The organism is Pseudomonas sp. NPDC090592 (assembly GCF_044769185.1).
Classification (GTDB): domain Bacteria; phylum Pseudomonadota; class Gammaproteobacteria; order Pseudomonadales; family Pseudomonadaceae; genus Aquipseudomonas.
This window is the reverse complement of the sequence record NZ_JBIVXJ010000009.1, coordinates 13055-30839: the sequence shown is the minus strand read 5'-3', so window position 1 is coordinate 30839 and position 17785 is coordinate 13055. Positions and strand designations below refer to the sequence as shown.

The window sequence follows — 17785 nt, the reverse complement described above, 5'->3', positions numbered from 1 at the left end:
ATGAAAGTCATCTACACCAACACCCCGGGCAGCGAGCGCGGCACCTGCTATCGCCGCCTGGACCAGTTCTTCGGCGTGATCGACGGTGCCACCTCGGTGTCCGTGCAGGGCGAGGCCCCTCACATCAGCGAGGCGTACCAGCGTCAGGGCGTCAGCGTGAGCGAGATCGAGGAAGGTCTGCGTCTGGATGGCCCGACCATCGCCCAGTGGCTGGAGCAGGGCTACAAGGCATCGGCCTACCCACCTGCAGGCTATGCCGCCACCAGCACTGCGGCAGAGATCGCGAAGGCGCTGGAAGAGGAGGGCGACGGCGATCCCGAAACCGACCCTCACAAGATGAAGGTGCCAGAACTCAAGGAGTGGCTGACGGCCCAGGGCATCAACTTCGATCCAGCCCTCAACAAGCCCGAGCTGCAGGCCCTGATCCCGTCGAAGGAATAAGCCATGACCGACTTCATTACCGTCGCTGATGTTGACCAGAGGCTCGGGCAGGGCTGGGAAGGTGACGGTGATGCGGTCCTCGCCGTCTCCATGGCCAATGCCTGGCTGACGGCCAAAATCAAGCGGGCGGTGCCAGAACCGGTGCCGGACGCCATCGCGAATGCCGGCGCACAGGTAGCCAAGTTGGCTGCGGCCGGCCAGCTCTACAAGGACACCCATCGCGAGGTGCAGAGCAAGACTGTGTCGGCCCAGGCTGGCACCTCGACCAGCAAGACCTATGTCGCGGGGTCAGTCGATCGCTCTACCGGCGAGAACTTCGCCCTAGACCTCATCGCACCCTGGACCCGCCGCGCCGGCACCGTAATGCTGAAGCGGGTGTAACTGCCTTCAGTTTCGCCAGGTCTGTTTCAGCTCCTGATCAAACCACTGCTCAGCTACATCGTTCGCGGACATCACGCTCCTGAACTCTAGGTAGTGCCCATAACCTTGGGCCCTAAGCCAGTCTTTGAACTCTCCGAAACTCGGATGCCAGCCTGGCGGCTGCGCCTTGGTGCCCGCCCAAGTATGAGCAAGTTGGCGTATCGCCATTTCGCATTCAGCTTTTTTTGTCATGTCCGATCTCTGTCAGGGGGTTGGCTGGAGTTTATTTGAAATGGGCATGCGAGAAGAACTCCAGGCCGAGCTGGCCGAAGCGTTCGACGACCCGGACGGCCTTGCCGATGCCATCAAGCCTGTTGCAGGTAGCCGCACGGTCAAAGGCGGCTATGACCCCGTAATCGGCGGCACCGTCCCGGACTCGATCATCTACTACACCGGTCGCGGCATGTACGGCAGCTACCTGGCCAAGGAAATCGACGGCTCCCGCATCCAGACCCAGGACGCGAAGCTGCTGGTGCTGCAGAGCGAACTGCTCGAGGTGCGGGAAGGCGCTGTCACCGATTTCCCGGCTACGCCCAAGATTGGCGACCAGATCAGCGGCCATCGAGCCATCAACGTCACCGAAGATCCGGCCCGGGCAACCTGGACCATTCAACTGAGGAAATGAGATGCCGCGTGGCTCATACATGACCCAGCGGTATGGCGGGCAGCAGGGCGGTTTCGCCGAGGCTATTCGGGCGTTCGCCGAGCAGGCAGAGCAAGCCCTGGATGCCACTTTCCGCGAGATCGTGATCGAGATAGGCAGCAGCGTTATTCGCATGTCGCCGGTGGGCAACCCGGAACTGTGGGCGGCCAACGTCGCGCACCGGGCCAAGGCCAACCAGGCCGCAGATGACTACGACTTCAAGGTCGCGGTCCGCAACACGCTGATCAACCTGAACCAGGACAACTTCACCAAGGCCGGCAAGCTGCGCAAGGGCGTGAAGTACGCCAAGCCCCTGACCAAGACCGAGCGCGAGCAGAATTTCGCTACCAATGGCCTGGTAGCTGGGCAGGGCTACGTCGGCGGGCGGTTCCGGGGCAACTGGCAGTTCTCCATTGATTCGCCGGCGACCGAAGAGCTCGACCGCATCGACCCGTCGGGTAGCGAGGCCATTACCGCGCTGATCACGCAGGTGCAGGCGCTGACCATAGGCCAGACGGCGTACATCGTGAACAACCTGGCGTATGCGGTGCCGCTGGAATACGGCCACTCAACCCAGGCGCCGGCCGGCATGGTCAGGGTCACCCTGGCCAACTTCCAGCGCATCGTCGACGAAGCCATCAGGAACAACAGCGTATGAGCCATGCACGAGCCCGCCAGGCCATCGAGATCAAGCTGATGGCCTGGGCCACGGCGCGCCCGATCCGCGTCGCGAACTTCGAACAAGAATTTGCTGCCTTGCCGGGCGAAACCTACCTGCAGGCCTATCAGCTACCTGGGGCCACCACCTGCCGCTACCTGGGCGGCGAGGCCTACGATTACACCGGCGTGTACCAGGTCAGCATTACTTGCCCGGCGGGCCAGGCCCTGGCGACTGCCGAAGCGCTGGTCGACGAGCTCAGCGCCCTGTTCCGGGTTGATTCTGAGCTGAGCCACAAAGGTTTCGAGGGCCTGATCACCGATCCGGTTGACCAGGGCCCAACCATTACCGAGTCGGCGACCTACACGGTCCCGGCCAGCTTCACCTACCGCGGCGTCGCGGACCAACCGCCCGCTGGGGCGTAACTAACCGCCGCCCGGCGGGCTATCAAGAGGAAATACACCATGGCCGCACGCTTCCCGCTGCCGAACGGCGCAGTGCTGGAGATTGCACGTGTCATCGGCTCTGCCGTCCCATTCACCGCGCTGACCAACGCCAAGCCGCCGGTTGCGACTTCAGCCGATCACAACATCCAGAACGGCGATGTTCTCCTGGTCAACTCCGGCTGGGCGCTGATCAATGACCGCGCCGTTAAGGCATCCAATGTCGCTGCCGATGCGTTCTCTCTGGGCGGCCTGGACACCAGCAATGTTGAGCGCTTCACCGCCGGCGCTGGTGTCGGCTCTGTGCTTCCTGTCTCCGACTGGGTGCAGATTTCCAAGGTCACCTCGTTCACCTCCTCGGGGGGCGAGCAACAGTATGCGACCGTCGGATACCTGGAAGACGACGATGACAAGCAGTTCCCCACCAACCGGAACCCAACCAGCTTGTCGATTGTGGTCGAGGATCAGCCGACCGCTGCGTACGTCGAGGCCGTGGAGGGCTACGACACCTCCAAGGAATTGGCCGTGATCCGCATGAAGCTCCGTAACGGTGACCAGATCCTGTACCCGGGCTACGTCAGCATCACTCCCGACCCGACCATGGAACGGAACAACGTGATGACCCGCACCATCAGCGTCGGGCTGTCGGCTCGCTCGCTTCGTTACCTGGCCGGCGCGTAAGGAGCCCTCATGGCAAAGATCAAAATCGCGCAGAACCCCACGTTCACTGCTGAGGTGAAAATCCCGCGCGTGGGAGGTGACCCGGTGGCGGTGGAGTTCACGTTCCGCTACATGGACCGCACCGCCCTGGCCAAGCTGTACGACGGCTGGAACAAAGCCTTCGAAGCGCACGCCGAAAAGTGCAAGACCGAAGGTGCAAGCCTTGAGCAGTTCACAGCCGGCCAGGTACTGCTGCAGGCCGATCAGATCCAGGCCGTCACCGCTGGCTGGGCCTTCGACGACAAATTCACCGATCAGGCCATTCTCGACCTGGTGACCACCTGCGTCGGTGCGCCCCAGGCGGTGCTGGATGCCTACCAGGAAGCCTACAACCCGGCCCGCTTGGGAAACTGAGGGCGGCGGCGCGGGCCTTGTACGAGCAGGGTCCGTCCGCCGAGCAGTTGGCTTTCCTAGGCCTCACGTTGGACGACATCGAAATCGAGGACGTAGAGGTCTGGCCAGATGCATGGCCGGCTTTCTGCCTGTTCGAGGCGTTGGGCACGCAATGGAGGTTGGGGCCAGGCGGACCGTCGGGCCTCGATTACACGGCCATTCCCGGCACCGCCATGATGGTTGGGATCAAGCGTCGTGGACTGGAGGAGGCGTTCCCCGACCTCAGGGTCATGGAGAGCGAGGCCTTGGCCATCATGGCCGAGACAGCAAAATGAGGCACAAAGCGTCTATCAAATGATGGCGTTACTATGGCTATGCGACATCATTTCGATACGAAATAAATTGCTCAAATATGAGCAATCCTTATACTCTTATGGTCATTAGCAGGTTGCTAAATCATGCCTGCGATCAACCGCATAGGAGTGCGAATGAAAAAGCTCAGCTTCAAAACCATGCGACTGGTGCTCTCGGGTGCGTTGCTAGGAGTTGCTGCGGCTAACGCATTTTTCGGAGTGAATTTCCCCGGCGAGATCGTGGCCGGGTTCGTAGGTGCTGGCGGTGCGCTGGCCCTTATGAAGCTGACTGCGATCGTCTAAGTGTATACCGTACTGGGCCAGACCATCAGCTTTGAAGGGGTTACCATCATCCTCGCTTTTGGATGTGTGGTGGTCAATGCGATTCAGCAGCTGCTACATCGCAAGACGATCAAAACTGGTGATCTGGTCATGGCGCTGCTCAATGGAGCTTCTATCTTTCCATTTTGCGCCATGGCTGGCGCGGTCTTCTCGACCGATATGCTCAAGGCTGCTTCATCTTCCACTCTGTCGCTAGCGATCGCCGGCGGGGTTGGGTTGCTCTTCGTTCTCGGGGAAGTGTGTTCGCCATCAAGTCTGAAAAAATCCCTCAGCACTGAGTAACCAAGAAATTCTCGTCTTAAGCCCAGCCCAGCCCAGAGTTGGGCTTTTTGCGTCTGGCGCCTGCTTCGCCAGCCTGTGGTAGATTGCCCCAATTTCAAGGAGGGCGAGCGGTGAAGCACTGGATTCTGATAGGCCTGGCCTGTATTTCGGTCGCAGGGTGCGAGACAACGAAGGTTTCGCCGGGCAGCGCTGCGCTTGTGCCAGCTGATGATGTGTACGCCTTCAGCCGACCTACGGGACCTGAGGATGCCAGGATCGTCTTCACGCAGGATGCCAGCGTGATCAGTTGCTTTGGCGCCGGAATGCAAGTTTTCCTGAATGAGAAGCTTGCGGCCGAAACCAGCAGCGGGAAATCCGTGACCCTCTACCATCAGCCCGGTCCGGTGCAGCTGAGCATCAAGAACAACATGGGCTGCGCCGGCGGAGATCTGCGAGGGCTGCTGTTGGATCTGAAGCCGAGGTATTCTTACCAGGTGCGCGGTTACCGCGGCACCTGGGATAAGGCCGAGCCATTGCTCACAACCCCAGAGCCGTTCAGGTATCGTTGATTTTTCGAAGAGGGAAATGGATGTTCTTTGTCAGGTTCGTGATTCTGGCGTTTCTCAGCGCTTACAGCGTTTCGATGGGGCGAGAAGTGGCTTTGAACGCTATTGGCGAAACAATCGCTTTTAGCGCTTTCGTGTTTGTGCCATGCCTGTACATGCTGCCAACCTATGAAGCCTGGAGGCGCAATCAGCAGAACCTGCCGTCCATAGCCGCCCTGAACTTTTTCCTGGGCTGGTCCATCATCGGCTGGGCGGGCTCTCTAATTTGGGCGTTCAAGAAGCCTGAGCATGCACCTCAGGTCGGCCCCGCCTTGTCAGCCCAGGCGGCCTTGGCAGAGACTCCCCCATCACCTAATGAGCACAAGACCTGTCCCTTCTGTGCTGAGCAGGTAAAGGCTGCCGCAATCAAGTGCAAGCACTGCGGAAGCGAACTGCAAGCAGCATAGCCTGCACCACGAAATCTAAGCCGCCTCCGGGCGGCTTTTTCTTGCCCGGAGAAAACCATGACGACAATTGCAAGCCTCGGCATTCGAATAGATTCCGGAGATGCTGTTGAGGCTGCAGACAACCTTGAGCAGTTGGTCGACGCAGGCGGCAAGGCTGAGGCGTCTGCGAGCAAGACTGGTCGCGCGTGGGAATCTGCGGTGCTCGGCATGCGCGGGGACACGAAGCAAATTGTGACCGAGTTGCAGGCCCTGAATGCAAAGCAGGCTGAACTTGCGCAACAAATGACCACAGTGGGCAGGGTCATGGGTGCAGCCTCCACGGCTTTTAGCAGTGCCGCCACAAGTCTTGCTTCGATTCGATCGGGGGCAGAGCAGGCAGGCCAGGCGCAGACGGTGTTGAGCGCCCAGACTGATACGGCTGCGCAAGCAGGGCGTCGTTCGGCTGAAAGCGCAGAAGAACAGCAGGCTAGATTGCTAGCCGTTGCACGCTCTGCGCTTGAGGCCAGTGACTACACCCAGAAACTGACTGCAGCTACCCAACTGACCTCCGATGCCAACCGACAGGCCAGCACTGTTTTGTCGGACCGGGCCAGTCAGCAGGCCGCAGTCGCCGCGCGAGTGCAGGCGATGATGGCTACAGAGGAGCGCCTAGCGAACTCCAGCCAGGCTGCGGCCAACGCACAACGGGAACAGGCCAGAGAGCTTGATGCGTTACTCGGCAAGATCGACCCGACAGTGGCAGCCCTAGGGCGCCTGGATGAGATGGAGAAGAAGCTCCAGGGATTCAAGGCATCGGGTGCCTTGGATGGAGAGAGCTTCAGCGAGTACAAATCGAAGGTCGATCAAGCCCGCGAAGCCCTTGGCGGAGCAGATGCCTCCCTGAATAGAGCTGGCATGACTGCTAAGGCGACAGCCGCAGCGCTGAGAAACGTCCCGGCTCAATTCACGGACATCGTCGTTTCGCTGCAGGGAGGGCAGGCGCCATTGACGGTCTTGCTGCAACAAGGGGGTCAGCTGAAAGACATGTTCGGCGGTATCGGTCCTGCTGCCAAGGCCCTGGGAGGATACATTGCGGGGCTTTTCACCCCTTTAACAGTTGCAGGGGCTGCGGTTGCAGCTCTTGGTTACGCATTTTACAAGGGGACTGAAGAGGCAGACGGGTACGCAAACTCGCTGATACTGACCGGAAATTCAGCTGGGCTGACCACCGATCAGTTCAGCGCCATGGCCAAGCAGATTAGCAGCACTGTGGGTACGACTGGCGCCGCTGCGGCTGCTCTGACCAGCATTGCTGGTAGTGGAAAGATTGCAGGCGACAGCTTCCAGCAGGTGGCACAGGCTGCAATTTCCATGGAGGTCGCGACTGGTAAGGCTGTGTCTGACACGGTTGCCGAGTTCAGCAAGCTCGCTGATGATCCAGTCAAAGCGTCAGCTGCTCTGAATGAGCAGTACCACTTTTTGACTGGATCCGTTTACTCACAGATCGCCGCTCTGGAGCAGCAAGGAAGGCATGCCGACGCCGTCAAGCTTGCCACTGACGCTTTTGCTGACGCCATCAACGAACGAACGCCAAAAATCATCGAGAACCTGAGCTTCTGGGAGCGCGGATACAACGCGGTGGCAAGAGCTGCTGACCAGCTGAAGAACATCGGCAGGGCAAGCATTGATGACGATATCGCCAAGGCAGAGGCAAACCTGGCCAGCGCCCAACGAGGAGATGTCGGCTACTTCCAAGACCAGAACGAGATGATCGAGCTCTACACCGATCAGCTGCAATTTCTGAAGGATAAGAAGGCAGCCCAAGAGGAAAATGCAAAGCTCGATAAGGATGAGGCGGATGCCAACGAGCGAACTGTCAAGGCCATGGCAGAGGTTGATGCGCTCGAAAAGTCAGCCTGGGACAACGCACGGAAGCGCAGCGAGGCAATTAAAGACTACGAACGCTCCCTTGCCATCATCCGAAAAACGAACCCGAACGACGCTAGACTCGCCCCGGAAGCAATCGCGAAGGCCAAGGCAAGCATCGAGGAAAAGTACAAAGACCCCAAAACCCCGGCGTATAGGGAAAGCGCCGGTGCTCGCTCCCTTGATCAGGCTCGGCAGCAATACTCGGTCCTCCAGCAGCAGAATACCCTCATTGGCGCCCAGCGCGGAGAAGTGCAGAAACTAGGCGAGGCTGGCCAGGCCTTGGTGAAATGGGAGCAGCAACTGGCTGACATCAAGGACAAAAAGGTCCTGACCGCCGATCAAAAGTCGCTGTTGGCCAACCAGCAGCAGATCACTGCCCAACTGAAGAAGAACGCCGAGCTGGAGAAGGAGATGCAGCTGCGCAAGGTGGCCACCGAGGAGGCGCAGAAGCTTTCTGCGTTTCAGGCCAACTTGAACAGCCAGTTGCAGAGGTCGTCGGTAGGGCTGAACAACGACCTTGCCGGAGCAGGCTTGGGCGATCAGGCCCAGCAGCGTCTTCAGGAGCGTTTCAGCCTTGAGCAGCAGTACCAGCAGCAGATGGACAACCTGCTGCAGCAACGAAACGAAGGACGGATCAGCGAAAGCCTGTACCAGAAGGAAAACGCTGCACTTCAGAATGCGCTGGACCAGCGCCTGGCGATGCAGGAGCAGTACTACCTCCGTGTCGACGAGCAGCAATCTGACTGGTCGCTAGGCGCGCGGGCAGCATTCAACACCTACCTGGAGCAAGCGCAGAACGTTGCCGGGCAGACGAGAAGCCTCTTCACCAATGCCTTCTCCAATATGGAGGATGCGGTCGTCACCTTCGTGAAAACCGGCAAGCTGTCCTTCAGGGACTTTGCCGACGGCGTGGTAGAGGACCTGATCCGCATCCAGGTGCGCCAGGCTGCTGCCGGGTTCCTTGGCACAGCCTTCGGCTTTCTGAGCGGCGGTAGTTCGGCGATGGGCGAAGGAACCATGACAGGGTTCAGCGAGACGATATCGAGCTCAGGCTTCTCTGGTGGCGGTTACACCGGCGATGGCGGCAAGTTCGAGCCAAAGGGTGTGGTGCACGGCGGTGAGTTCGTCCTTCGCAAGGAGGTCGTTGCTAAACCAGGCATGCGCAACTACCTGGAAGGCCTCAACGTCAGGGGCTATGCGTCCGGCGGCTTCGTGACGCCGCGTATTGCCTCTACTGCACCGTCGATGGCGGCTAGTCAATCAGATGCAGCACCGGGCGTGATGCCCGCGATCAAGCAGGAAATCACCGTCCAGGGCACTGCCGATGACGCAACGCTAGCGCGTATTCAGCAGGCGGCCCAGAAGGGCGCGCAGGATGGTTACAACCTGGTGCTGCGTGACCTCAAGATGAACGGCCCGGCTCGACAGCTGATCGCCCGCAACCGATAGCAATAAGGAGTACTGCATGGCTATCCAATGGCCGGCCTCGCTGCGCCCGTCTGAAATGACGTGGGGCTTAGTCAACAACAGCCGCGCCTTCACTTCGACGCTCTCGAACGCCCAGCAGATCGTGGGGCAGCCGGGCGCGTATTGGCAGTGCACCATCACGTTCGGTTTGCTCACGCGCAAGCAGGAGCGGCAGCTGACATCGCTCCTGGGGGAGTTGGACGGGATGTTCGGCACGATCAACGTGCCGGCATTCACCCGGCGCCGCGGTAATAGCGTAGGCGCACTGAAGGTCGTCAGCGGCCCGTCGCAGTCCCGCTCCATCCAGGTCGGCGGTGCCACGCCGAACGCTCAAATGTTCTCGGTTGGTGATTACATGACGATCGCCGGCGAGATGTTCGAAGTGATTAAGCCGGCTTTGGCCAACGCCCAAGGGCAAGCGGTTGTGCAGGTGAATAAGCGTATTCGCCAAACCTTGGCGGTTGGCTCGCCCATCGAATACCTCAACCCGTATTCCGAAATGCGCATGACCCAGGACACCTGGAACATGACCGTGCGCCAGGCCGTGTCAAACGGCAGCTACCAGTTTAGGGAGGCTTTCTGATGCCCTCGACGTTTCCATTCAGCCAGAGCGTGGTCGATATCATCGCCACTGGCAGGTTCCTCAGCGTGTACGCCTGCCAGCTCGACTTCGAAGATGGTCCGGTGTACGCACACACGGGTACCGGCGACCTTGTGATCGGCGGCATCACGTACCTCGGGGTAGGGCAGTTCGGCGAGGTCGGGCAGTCGCAAGAGAGCGACAACTCCAGTTCGCCAATGTCGATCGACCTAGCGCTCACCGGCCTCGACAGCTACATCATCACAGAGACCAACATCCGTGGCTGCCGCGGGCGATCGGGCAAGCTGATGTTTGTCGTCTTCGACGAACAGGGCAACTACGCCGCCGACATCCTGTTCTCCGGCCGCATGGACGCCGCCACCTTTTCCTACGCCGGCAATGGCGAGGGCGGCAACAAGATCACTGTCCCGATCGTTGACCGGATGGCCGAATGGAGCCGCACGGGTACTGAGCGCTTCACCGACGAAAACCACCGGGCCCGGCATCAGGGTGACCGCTTCTTCTATGCCATCGCCCAAATGTCCGAATGGCCCATCTACTGGGGCTCCAAGAAGGACGCCCCGACGTTCAACTACGAGAAATAGCCATGCGCTACCGAGACTGGACCACACGCCTCAGCGAAGTGATCAAGGCCGCCCTAGAGCGGCCTTTTTCATGGGGCGAATTCGACTGCTGCCTGTTCGCTGCGGACTGCGCGGTGGCGGTGTGCGGTACCGACCCGGCTGAGGCGTACCGCGGCACCTACAAGACCGAGGTCGGGGCTAAGCGAGTGTTGAAGAAGCGGCACGGCAGCCTCGAGGCAGCCTGGGATGCCTACTTCACCCGGGTGGCGCCGGCATTCATCCAGCGCGGCGACATCGCCATGTACGAGGCGCCCAGCGGCCTCTCCATGGCCGTGTACTGGGCAAACGAATTCTGGGCAACCACTGACGACGGGGTGGCCCGTGTGGTGTGCGACCCGCTTGCAGTCTGGAGAGTTGAATAATGTCCGGTGGCGTCAAGAAGATTGCTCAGGTAGCTGTTGGTGCGGTGATTGGCTTCATCCAGGGCGGCCCAGTGGGCGCGGCTATCGGTGCCGGCATGGCATTCTACATGGCCGAGCAGCAGGAAAAGCTCAACACCAAGTCGCCTCTGCGAGACAACGAGCCTTCGGCGCAGACCGTCCGCTCGTCCAAGGCTCCCGCGCGCTTCATCCTCGGCCGCGTCAGTACTGGCGGAGTGCTGGTGTGGGCGCAGGAACAGGCCGGCGACCAAACAGATGGCGAGTGGCTGCATCTGGTCTACGTCCTCTGTGAAGGCCCGGTCGATGCTCTGGAGAATATCTACCTGGGCGAGGAGGAGATCGCCACCTACGGCGAGCACGCCTCCTATGAGCTGATCGTCAATCCTACCCAGGTGAACGCTTTCCTCAAGGCAAACTGCCCGGACTGGAAGGATGAGCAGATAGGCCGGGGGCTGTCGTTCGTGCGCATGTCGCTCAAGTACAGCGCCGAGAAGTTCCCGTCCGGCATCCCTGACGCGCGCTTCATCGTGCGCGGACGCAACGATATCTACGACCCGCGCACCGGCATGGCTGTGTACACGGAGAACACCGCGCTGCACATCCTTTGGTTCCTGCGTAATCGCTGCGGCGTTCCGGACGATGAGATCGTGTTCGAGACCTTCGCCAGCGGCGCCAACGTCTGCGATGAATCAGTCGGCAACCCTGACGAAACCACCAGCCCGCGCTACCGCAGCAGCTGCGTGATCGGCGCCGATGAGCAGCGCACCAGCGTGTTGCAGAAGCTCGAGGCTGCGTGCGGCGGCCGAACCATTCGTGTCGGTGGGCGCTGGATGTTCCAGGCGGGGGCCTATTACGGTCCCTTTGACTTCGAAGTCACCGAGGACATGGTGATCGGCACCATCACCGGCAGTACCGAGCCGACTAATGATGCTGCGATCAACACGGTGCGGGGCACCTTCATAGACACCTCGCAATCGTGGACTGAAACCGACTATCCCGAGGTCACCGTTGCCGAATGGGTGATCGAGGACGGCGGCGAGGCCGCCGAAACGCTGTCTTTTACCTACGTAACAGATGCCTACCAAGCCCAGCGCCTCGCGAACATCGAGCTGCGCCGCCGGCGCGCTGGCGGCACCATCAGCGTGCCGATGAATTTCCTGGGTTACAACTGCCGGCCTGGTCGGGCCGTGCGCGTGAATCTGCCTTCGCTGAACATTCTTGGCGAGTTCATCGTCACTAACTGGAGCATGGGCACGGATCAAGGGTGCACCGCTCAACTGCAGCAATACGACGGTGCACAGTTCGACGATGCCGTAGGGCAGCCCTACAACCCGATCGGCTTCATCAGCCTGCCTACTGGTGGCTTGGGTAGCCCAACCAATATCGCCTGGACCCCAGACGATACCGCCGAGGTGAACCAGGGTGTGTTGAGCTGGGCACAGCCAGTAGGGATCGTGACAGCCTACGCCGTTACGGTGCGCCAAGGCGCCATCGCTATGCAGGCCCAGCAGGTGCCGGCCACCACGCTGCAGTTGCCTATCGCTGGCCTGCCGTCCGGCAGCTATACCATGAGCGTGGCCGCGCTCGGTCCGTTGACTCGATCTGGCGAGGCCAGCATTACAATAAGCATTGATGGTCCTCCTATCCCAGAGTCATGCGTGGTTCAGGCTACCATCGACACCATCACGCTGATCCCGGGCAACACGCTGCATGGCCTGAATGGCGGCACGTACGAGTACTTTTTCTCGACCAACCCCCAGGCTGCGTCGGGTGATTATGTTGGCCAGGGCTTGTCCCTGACCCACACTGGACTGGCATTTGCTACCAACTACGCCTACTTCATCCGCTCGAAGAACGCCTACGGCGTCAGCGCCTTCCTGAAAGTGGTGGCCTCCACGTCGACCGACGTGAAGACCATGCTTGATGCGCTGAAGGACAAGATTGAAGGTGGCCAGTTGGCGCCCGCGCTGCGCCAAGAGATTTCGCTGATCTCCGGACCACCGACTCAGTCCGGCTCGGTTGCCCAGCGCATAGCTACTGAAGCGACGGCGCGTGGCCAGCAGATCGCAGCTGAGACGACGGCCCGGGGCCAGGCCATTGCCGCTGAAACATCCGCGCGCAACCAGGCGATCGCCACGGAGGTGGTGGACCGCAACAAGGCGATCGCCGTCGAAACGCAGGCGCGGACCCAGGCCATCAGCGACGAGTCTGCGGCCCGTGCCCAAGGCTTGCTGTCCGAGGCCCAAGCGCGCGGTGCGGCGATTACCAGCGAGGCCCAAGCCCGTCAGTCCGCAGATAGTGCACTTGGCCAGCGCATCGATACAGTCACCGCATCGACCGGCGACAACGCGTCGGCGATTCAGACCGAGGTCACTGCTCGCACCAATGCGGACAATGCCCTTGGCCAGCGAATCGACACCGTAGCTGCCAGCACCGCATCGAACTCGGCCGCGATCGGTAACGAGGTTACTGCTCGAACGACCGCCGACAATGCGCTGGCTTCGCAGATCGCCACTCTGCGCGCCGAGTCTGGCGGGTTTGACTCGACGCTGAACTACGGCTTTGCCTCGACCGTTGAGGGCTGGGTGGGCACTCGCTGCACGCTGACCGTCGAGAACGGCCGATTGGTCGTGACCAATGACGCCGCTGGGGCTTACCTGAGTGCGCCGTTGGTCGCGATCAAGGGGCGCGACCATGACCGCATCCGCTGCCGTATCACCCGTCGGGCGGGTAGCGGCTGGACCGGCCAGGTGACCTACACTACGGCGGCGCACGGCTCGTCGACCTCCTACAACAAGATCCTGCCCAACCCGGGTCTGGCGGTTGGCCAGACCATGGTGTTCGAGTGGGACATGTCGCAGTTGACCAATGGCGGCAGCGACTGGTCGGACAGCACGATCACCAGGTTCTACCTGTGGATCAGCGGCACTGCGGGTGATGTGTTCGAAATCGACTGGATTGCCGTCGGCCAGATCGCACCGTCGGCGTCGGTGGCTTCGGTGGTGGATGAGCGCACTGCCCGGATCAGTGGTGATGAGGCGAACGCCTCGGCTGTCACCGCGCTGGGCAGCAGCCTGACCACCACCAACCAGAACGTCACCGCTGCCCAGCAGGCTGCACAGGACGCGGCCACGCTGGCGGGTGGAAAGGGCAAGGTGCTGGTGCAGGCAACTGCTCCGGCCGTTGCCGACCGCCTGGCGCAGAACTTGTGGATCGACACAACCGGGAATGCCAATACCCCGAAACGCTGGAACGGTACCACCTGGGCGGCTGTAACGGACAAAGTGGCCACCGATGCCGCTGCGGCTGCGCAGTCGGCATTGTCGCAGCTGGCCGGCAAGGCCGATGCTTCGGCGCTGCAGGCCCTCAGCACCACGGTGACGAACCAGGGCAACACGCTGTCGAGCCAGGGCAACAGCCTCACCGAGCTCAACAGCAGCCTGCAGACCACCAACGGCAACGTTGCCACGGCGCAGCAGGCAGCCCAGGCGGCGAGCACGCTGGCCGGGAGCAAGGGCAAGGTGCTGTATCAGTCGGCTGCTCCAGCAGTGGCCGACCGTCAGGCCGAGGACCTGTGGATCGATACGACCGGCGCCGCGAACACGCCCAAGCGCTGGAACGGCAGTGCCTGGGTGGCCGTCACCGACAAGGTGGCGACCGATGCAGCTGCCGCGGCTGCCAGCGCGCTGGCGCAGGTAGCAAACAAGGCCGATGCCTCGGCGCTTCAGGCGCTGAACTCGACCGTGACCAGTCAGGGCACCACCCTGACCAGTCAAGGTACGGCGCTCACCCAACTCAAGGCCTCGATCGGGCAGCAGCCTGACAACCTGATCCTTCGGGGTAGCTTCGAGGATGGTCTGGTCGAGCCTTGGACGGCCGACCCGGTGATCAACAACATCTCGGCGCACCCGTCGGCTGGCAAAGGCATCGCGTTCTATAGCAACAGCTTCTGCGGTGTGGGCTTCAACGTCCTGACCAAGGGCGGTGAGCAATTCGACCTGGCGGCCGATATCTGGCCGAACTACATGACGGCGGGGCAGACTACCCGCTTGCAGATGCAGTTCTACGACAAGAACAACATCAACCTGGGCTACTTCACTGCGTTTACGGTGCCGGCGGCAACCACGGGTTTCAAAACGCAAACCGGTCGCATCACTGCACCGGAGGGAGCCGTTTCGGCCCGGTTCGTGACCCGGACTGAGCCGGCAGACGGTACCGGCCGCTCGCTGTGGTGCAACATCCTGGCACGCCGGGTGACGGCGGCTGACGCGGCCAACGCTGAAGCGGTGAGCAACCTCACCAGCACGGTCACCCAGCAGGGCACCACGCTGACCAGTCATGGCCAGGCCCTGACCCAGCTGAACAACGACCTGCAGAGCGTTGCGCAGGGTAAGGCAGACGCCTCGGCCTTGCAGACGCTGAGCAACACGGTCACCAGCCAGGGCAACACCCTGAGCAGCCAGGGCGCGAGCATCACCCAGCTGAACAGTGGCCTTCAGACCACCAACGGTAACGTGACGACAGCGCAGCAGGCTGCCCAGGCTGCGTCGGACAAGGCTGGCGCCAAGGGTGAGGTGATTTATGGCACCGCGGCGCCGGCCACTGACAAGCGCCTGGCGCAGAACCTTTGGATCGACACCACGGGAGGGGCGAATACACCCAAGCGCTGGACGGGATCGGCCTGGGTAGCCGTAACGGACAAGGCTGCAACGGACGCTGCCGCGGCGGCTGCCAGCGCCTTGGCGCAGGTGGCCACCAAGGCTGAGGCAGCCGCGCTGCAGACGTTGAGCAACACCGTGACCAGTCAGGGCAATACCCTGACCAGCCAGGGTAATGCGCTCACCGGGCTGCAGGCATCAATCGGCAGCCTTGCTGGGAACGGGGCAAACCTGCTCGACAGCGCGTACAGCTGGCTCGGCAGCACTCTACCGACCATGCTGTCCTCTCTGCTGGTTAGGTCCTCGGTAGCGGTAGCGGAGGCTGATTCGGGCTACGGTTATCGTCTGGTCGCCACCGACACCAACATTTTCTCATATGCGATTTTGGCCCCGGGTAACCAGCCCGCAAGCTTCAACTTGGCACTGGAGCCAGGCACGTACTTGGTGTCGATGTACATCAAGGGGGATGCGGCAGGGCAGGCCATGGCTAACCTATACGACGCTGCGACTTCTCGAACTGCGACCCTTAGCTACACGACGACTCGCACTCGCTTGACGTTCGTTATCGCGGTACCCATTTCCACCAAGGCCGCACTGTACGTATATCCCAACCGCCATGGTGCTTCTGGTGCTGCGATTGTGGTCGACTCGGTCATGGTCGAGAAGCGAGTGGGCGAGAGCAACGTCCCGTCGCCATTCGTGGCGGGGCCAACGGCGCGGGCAGCAGGTGCATTGGCGGCTGCCCAACAGGCCCTGGATGTGCGTGTTACGCAAACCGAGAGCGGATTGTCCTCGGCCAGCGCGGCTGTAACGACCTTGGGCAACAGCCTGCAAACCACCAACGGCAACGTCACTACCGCCCAACAGGCGGCGCAGGCGGCTGCTGACCTGGCGGGTAGCAAGGGCAAGGTGCTTTACCAGACTGCCACGCCGGCCGTTGCTGACCGTCAGGCCGAGAACCTGTGGATCGACACGACAGGCGCTGCCAACACCCCGAAGCGTTGGAATGGTTCGGCGTGGGTGGCGGTGACCGACAAGGTGGCCACGGATGCCGCCGCAGCAGCACAGTCAGCGCTGACGCAACTGTCCTCAAAGGCAGATGCATCGGCACTGCAGACGCTGCAGTCGACCGTCACCAGCCAGGGCACCACGATCAACAGCCAGGGCACTGCGCTGACCCAGCTGAAGGCTTCCCTAAGCCAGCAGCCGGACAACCTGGTGCTGCGCGGTACGTTTGAAGATGGCCTGGTTGACCCATGGACGGGCAACCCGGGCATTGCAGGACTGACCGCCCACCCGTCCGCCGGCAAGGCGATCGCTTTCTATGCCAACAGCTTCTGCGGCACCGGGCGATTCATCATCTCGGGAGGCGAGCAGCTGGACTTGTCGGCGGATGTGTATCGCGCCTACATGACGGCAGGGCAGACCGGCAACTTCCAGGTGCAGTACTTCGACAAGACGGACACCAGCCTGGGCTACTTCAACGCCTTCACCTTCTCGGCGGGCGGTGGATTCCAGACGTTCAGCGGGCGGCTCACGGCGCCGGCTGCTGCTGTATCGGCGCGCTTTGTCACGCGGATCCAGCCGGCAGACGGCACCGGACGTTCGCTGTGGTGCAACATCGTTGCCCGCCGGGTCACCGCAGCGGATGCGGCCAACGGCGAAGCGATCAGCACCCTGGGCACCACGGTTACGCAGCAAGGCACGACGCTTACCAGCCAAGGGCAATCGCTGCTGAGTCTGACCAACCGCATGACCGATGCCGAAGGGGTGAACAGCGCCCAGGCCACGGCCATCAGTCAGATGGACACCACGGTCAAGCAGCAGGGCACGGCGATCACTGCGGCAGCCACGCGTCTGGACGGGCTGTATGTCCAGGTGAACCCGGAAATGGAGGGCGACAGCACCGGCCTGGCCGGCGCCACGGGTGGTCTGGTGGGGGTATGGACTGAGCAATCGGCTCGGATCGAGGACGGCATTGCCATGGGGCGGCAGGTCGAAACGGTCCAGGCGCAGATGGGGCAGACCAACGCTTCGGTACAGCAGGTCAGCGAGGTGGTCGCGGGTGTCGATGGCAAAGTGTCTGCCATGTCTTCCTGGAAGACCGAGACCAATGCCAATGGCAGGAAGGTGGCCACCGGCATCATTCAAGGAAGTGATGGGTCGGTTGGCGAGATCCTGCTGTCGGCTGACCGCGTGGCGATCATCAACGGGTTGAATGGGCCTGAGGCGAACTTGTTCGTGTTCCAGGATGGCCAGCTGTTCTTGAACTCGGCATTGATCAACCAGGCGTTCATCCAGAATTTGATCGTGGGCATGACGCTGAAGTCCCAGGCGGTTAACGCTCAAGGTTTGCCGCTGATCGAACTCAATATGGTTACCGGGGCGTTCAGTCTGCGCGGGCAGGATGCAGACGGAAGTCTGGCGATCAATAACGGTGGCGTATACGCGTACGACGCAAATGGTACTCGCCGTACTGCTCTTGGTCGCCTTGGGTGAATTTTTTCGGCACCTCTTTGAGG

At 61.4% G+C, this 17785-nt stretch carries 18 protein-coding genes; 17 read left to right on the top strand and 1 reads right to left on the bottom strand.

All coding sequences use genetic code 11. The features are described 5' to 3' along the window. Complete coding sequence (locus ACIQUI_RS09820; RefSeq protein WP_403197636.1) at positions 1 to 441, top strand: hypothetical protein; 441 nt, start codon at positions 1 to 3, stop codon at positions 439 to 441. Positions 442 to 444: 3 nt separating this feature from the next. Then, positions 445 to 822 (top strand): hypothetical protein, encoded by a 378-nt coding sequence (locus ACIQUI_RS09815; protein WP_403197634.1) that lies wholly within the window; start codon positions 445 to 447, stop codon positions 820 to 822. A 6-nt stretch (positions 823 to 828) separates the two neighbouring features. On the opposite strand, the gene ACIQUI_RS09810 is transcribed toward ACIQUI_RS09815, so the two are convergent. After that, positions 829 to 1053 (bottom strand): hypothetical protein, encoded by a 225-nt coding sequence (locus tag ACIQUI_RS09810; protein WP_403197632.1) that lies wholly within the window; start codon positions 1051 to 1053, stop codon positions 829 to 831. A 40-nt stretch (positions 1054 to 1093) separates the two neighbouring features. Here ACIQUI_RS09810 and ACIQUI_RS09805 point away from each other — a divergent pair, with 40 nt between their 5' ends. From ACIQUI_RS09805 to ACIQUI_RS09735, 15 genes are all read left to right on the top strand, one after another. Continuing rightward, on the top strand, positions 1094 to 1486 hold the full coding sequence (locus tag ACIQUI_RS09805) for a hypothetical protein (RefSeq protein WP_403197631.1): 393 nt from the start codon (positions 1094 to 1096) through the stop codon (positions 1484 to 1486). Between the two features lies 1 nt (position 1487). Beyond that, on the top strand, positions 1488 to 2162 hold the full coding sequence (locus ACIQUI_RS09800; RefSeq protein ID WP_403197630.1) for a hypothetical protein: 675 nt from the start codon (positions 1488 to 1490) through the stop codon (positions 2160 to 2162). Continuing rightward, positions 2159 to 2587: a phage tail terminator-like protein gene (locus tag ACIQUI_RS09795; protein WP_403197627.1), complete on the top strand. Its 429-nt coding sequence runs from the start codon at positions 2159 to 2161 to the stop codon at positions 2585 to 2587. Before ACIQUI_RS09800 ends, ACIQUI_RS09795 begins: the two co-directional genes overlap by 4 nt. Positions 2588 to 2626: 39 nt before the next feature. After that, positions 2627 to 3286, top strand: coding sequence for a phage tail protein (locus ACIQUI_RS09790; RefSeq protein WP_403197624.1), 660 nt, complete (start codon positions 2627 to 2629; stop codon positions 3284 to 3286). Between the two features lie 9 nt (positions 3287 to 3295). Further along, complete coding sequence (locus tag ACIQUI_RS09785) at positions 3296 to 3679, top strand: phage tail assembly chaperone (protein WP_403197621.1); 384 nt, start codon at positions 3296 to 3298, stop codon at positions 3677 to 3679. A gap of 68 nt (positions 3680 to 3747) precedes the next feature. Continuing rightward, positions 3748 to 3993 carry a DUF1799 domain-containing protein gene (locus ACIQUI_RS09780; RefSeq protein WP_403197618.1) on the top strand — a complete coding sequence of 82 codons (246 nt, stop codon included), beginning with the start codon at positions 3748 to 3750 and terminating at the stop codon, positions 3991 to 3993. A gap of 153 nt (positions 3994 to 4146) precedes the next feature. Next, positions 4147 to 4314 carry a hypothetical protein gene (locus ACIQUI_RS09775; RefSeq protein ID WP_403197616.1) on the top strand — a complete coding sequence of 56 codons (168 nt, stop codon included), beginning with the start codon at positions 4147 to 4149 and terminating at the stop codon, positions 4312 to 4314. Beyond that, positions 4315 to 4635, top strand: a complete 321-nt coding sequence (locus ACIQUI_RS09770) for a hypothetical protein (protein WP_403197613.1) — start codon at positions 4315 to 4317, stop codon at positions 4633 to 4635. Positions 4636 to 4745: 110 nt separating this feature from the next. Then, on the top strand, positions 4746 to 5183 hold the full coding sequence (locus ACIQUI_RS09765) for a hypothetical protein (protein WP_403197611.1): 438 nt from the start codon (positions 4746 to 4748) through the stop codon (positions 5181 to 5183). A 20-nt stretch (positions 5184 to 5203) separates the two neighbouring features. Further along, positions 5204 to 5626 carry a superinfection immunity protein gene (locus tag ACIQUI_RS09760; protein WP_403197608.1) on the top strand — a complete coding sequence of 141 codons (423 nt, stop codon included), beginning with the start codon at positions 5204 to 5206 and terminating at the stop codon, positions 5624 to 5626. Positions 5627 to 5683: 57 nt separating this feature from the next. Then, on the top strand, positions 5684 to 8983 hold the full coding sequence (locus ACIQUI_RS09755; RefSeq protein ID WP_403197605.1) for a phage tail tape measure protein: 3300 nt from the start codon (positions 5684 to 5686) through the stop codon (positions 8981 to 8983). Positions 8984 to 8999: 16 nt separating this feature from the next. Continuing rightward, positions 9000 to 9584 carry a hypothetical protein gene (locus ACIQUI_RS09750; RefSeq protein ID WP_403197602.1) on the top strand — a complete coding sequence of 195 codons (585 nt, stop codon included), beginning with the start codon at positions 9000 to 9002 and terminating at the stop codon, positions 9582 to 9584. Continuing rightward, the gene (locus ACIQUI_RS09745) at positions 9584 to 10186 is read left to right on the top strand and encodes a hypothetical protein (protein WP_403197600.1); all 603 of its coding nucleotides are present in this window, start codon (positions 9584 to 9586) and stop codon (positions 10184 to 10186) included. The genes ACIQUI_RS09750 and ACIQUI_RS09745 overlap by 1 nt, the downstream gene beginning before the upstream one ends. A gap of 2 nt (positions 10187 to 10188) precedes the next feature. Next, complete coding sequence (locus tag ACIQUI_RS09740; RefSeq protein WP_403197597.1) at positions 10189 to 10587, top strand: DUF6950 family protein; 399 nt, start codon at positions 10189 to 10191, stop codon at positions 10585 to 10587. After that, on the top strand, positions 10587 to 17762 hold the full coding sequence (locus ACIQUI_RS09735; RefSeq protein WP_403197595.1) for a DUF1983 domain-containing protein: 7176 nt from the start codon (positions 10587 to 10589) through the stop codon (positions 17760 to 17762). The genes ACIQUI_RS09740 and ACIQUI_RS09735 overlap by 1 nt, the downstream gene beginning before the upstream one ends. Positions 17763 to 17785: the final 23 nt, after the last annotated feature.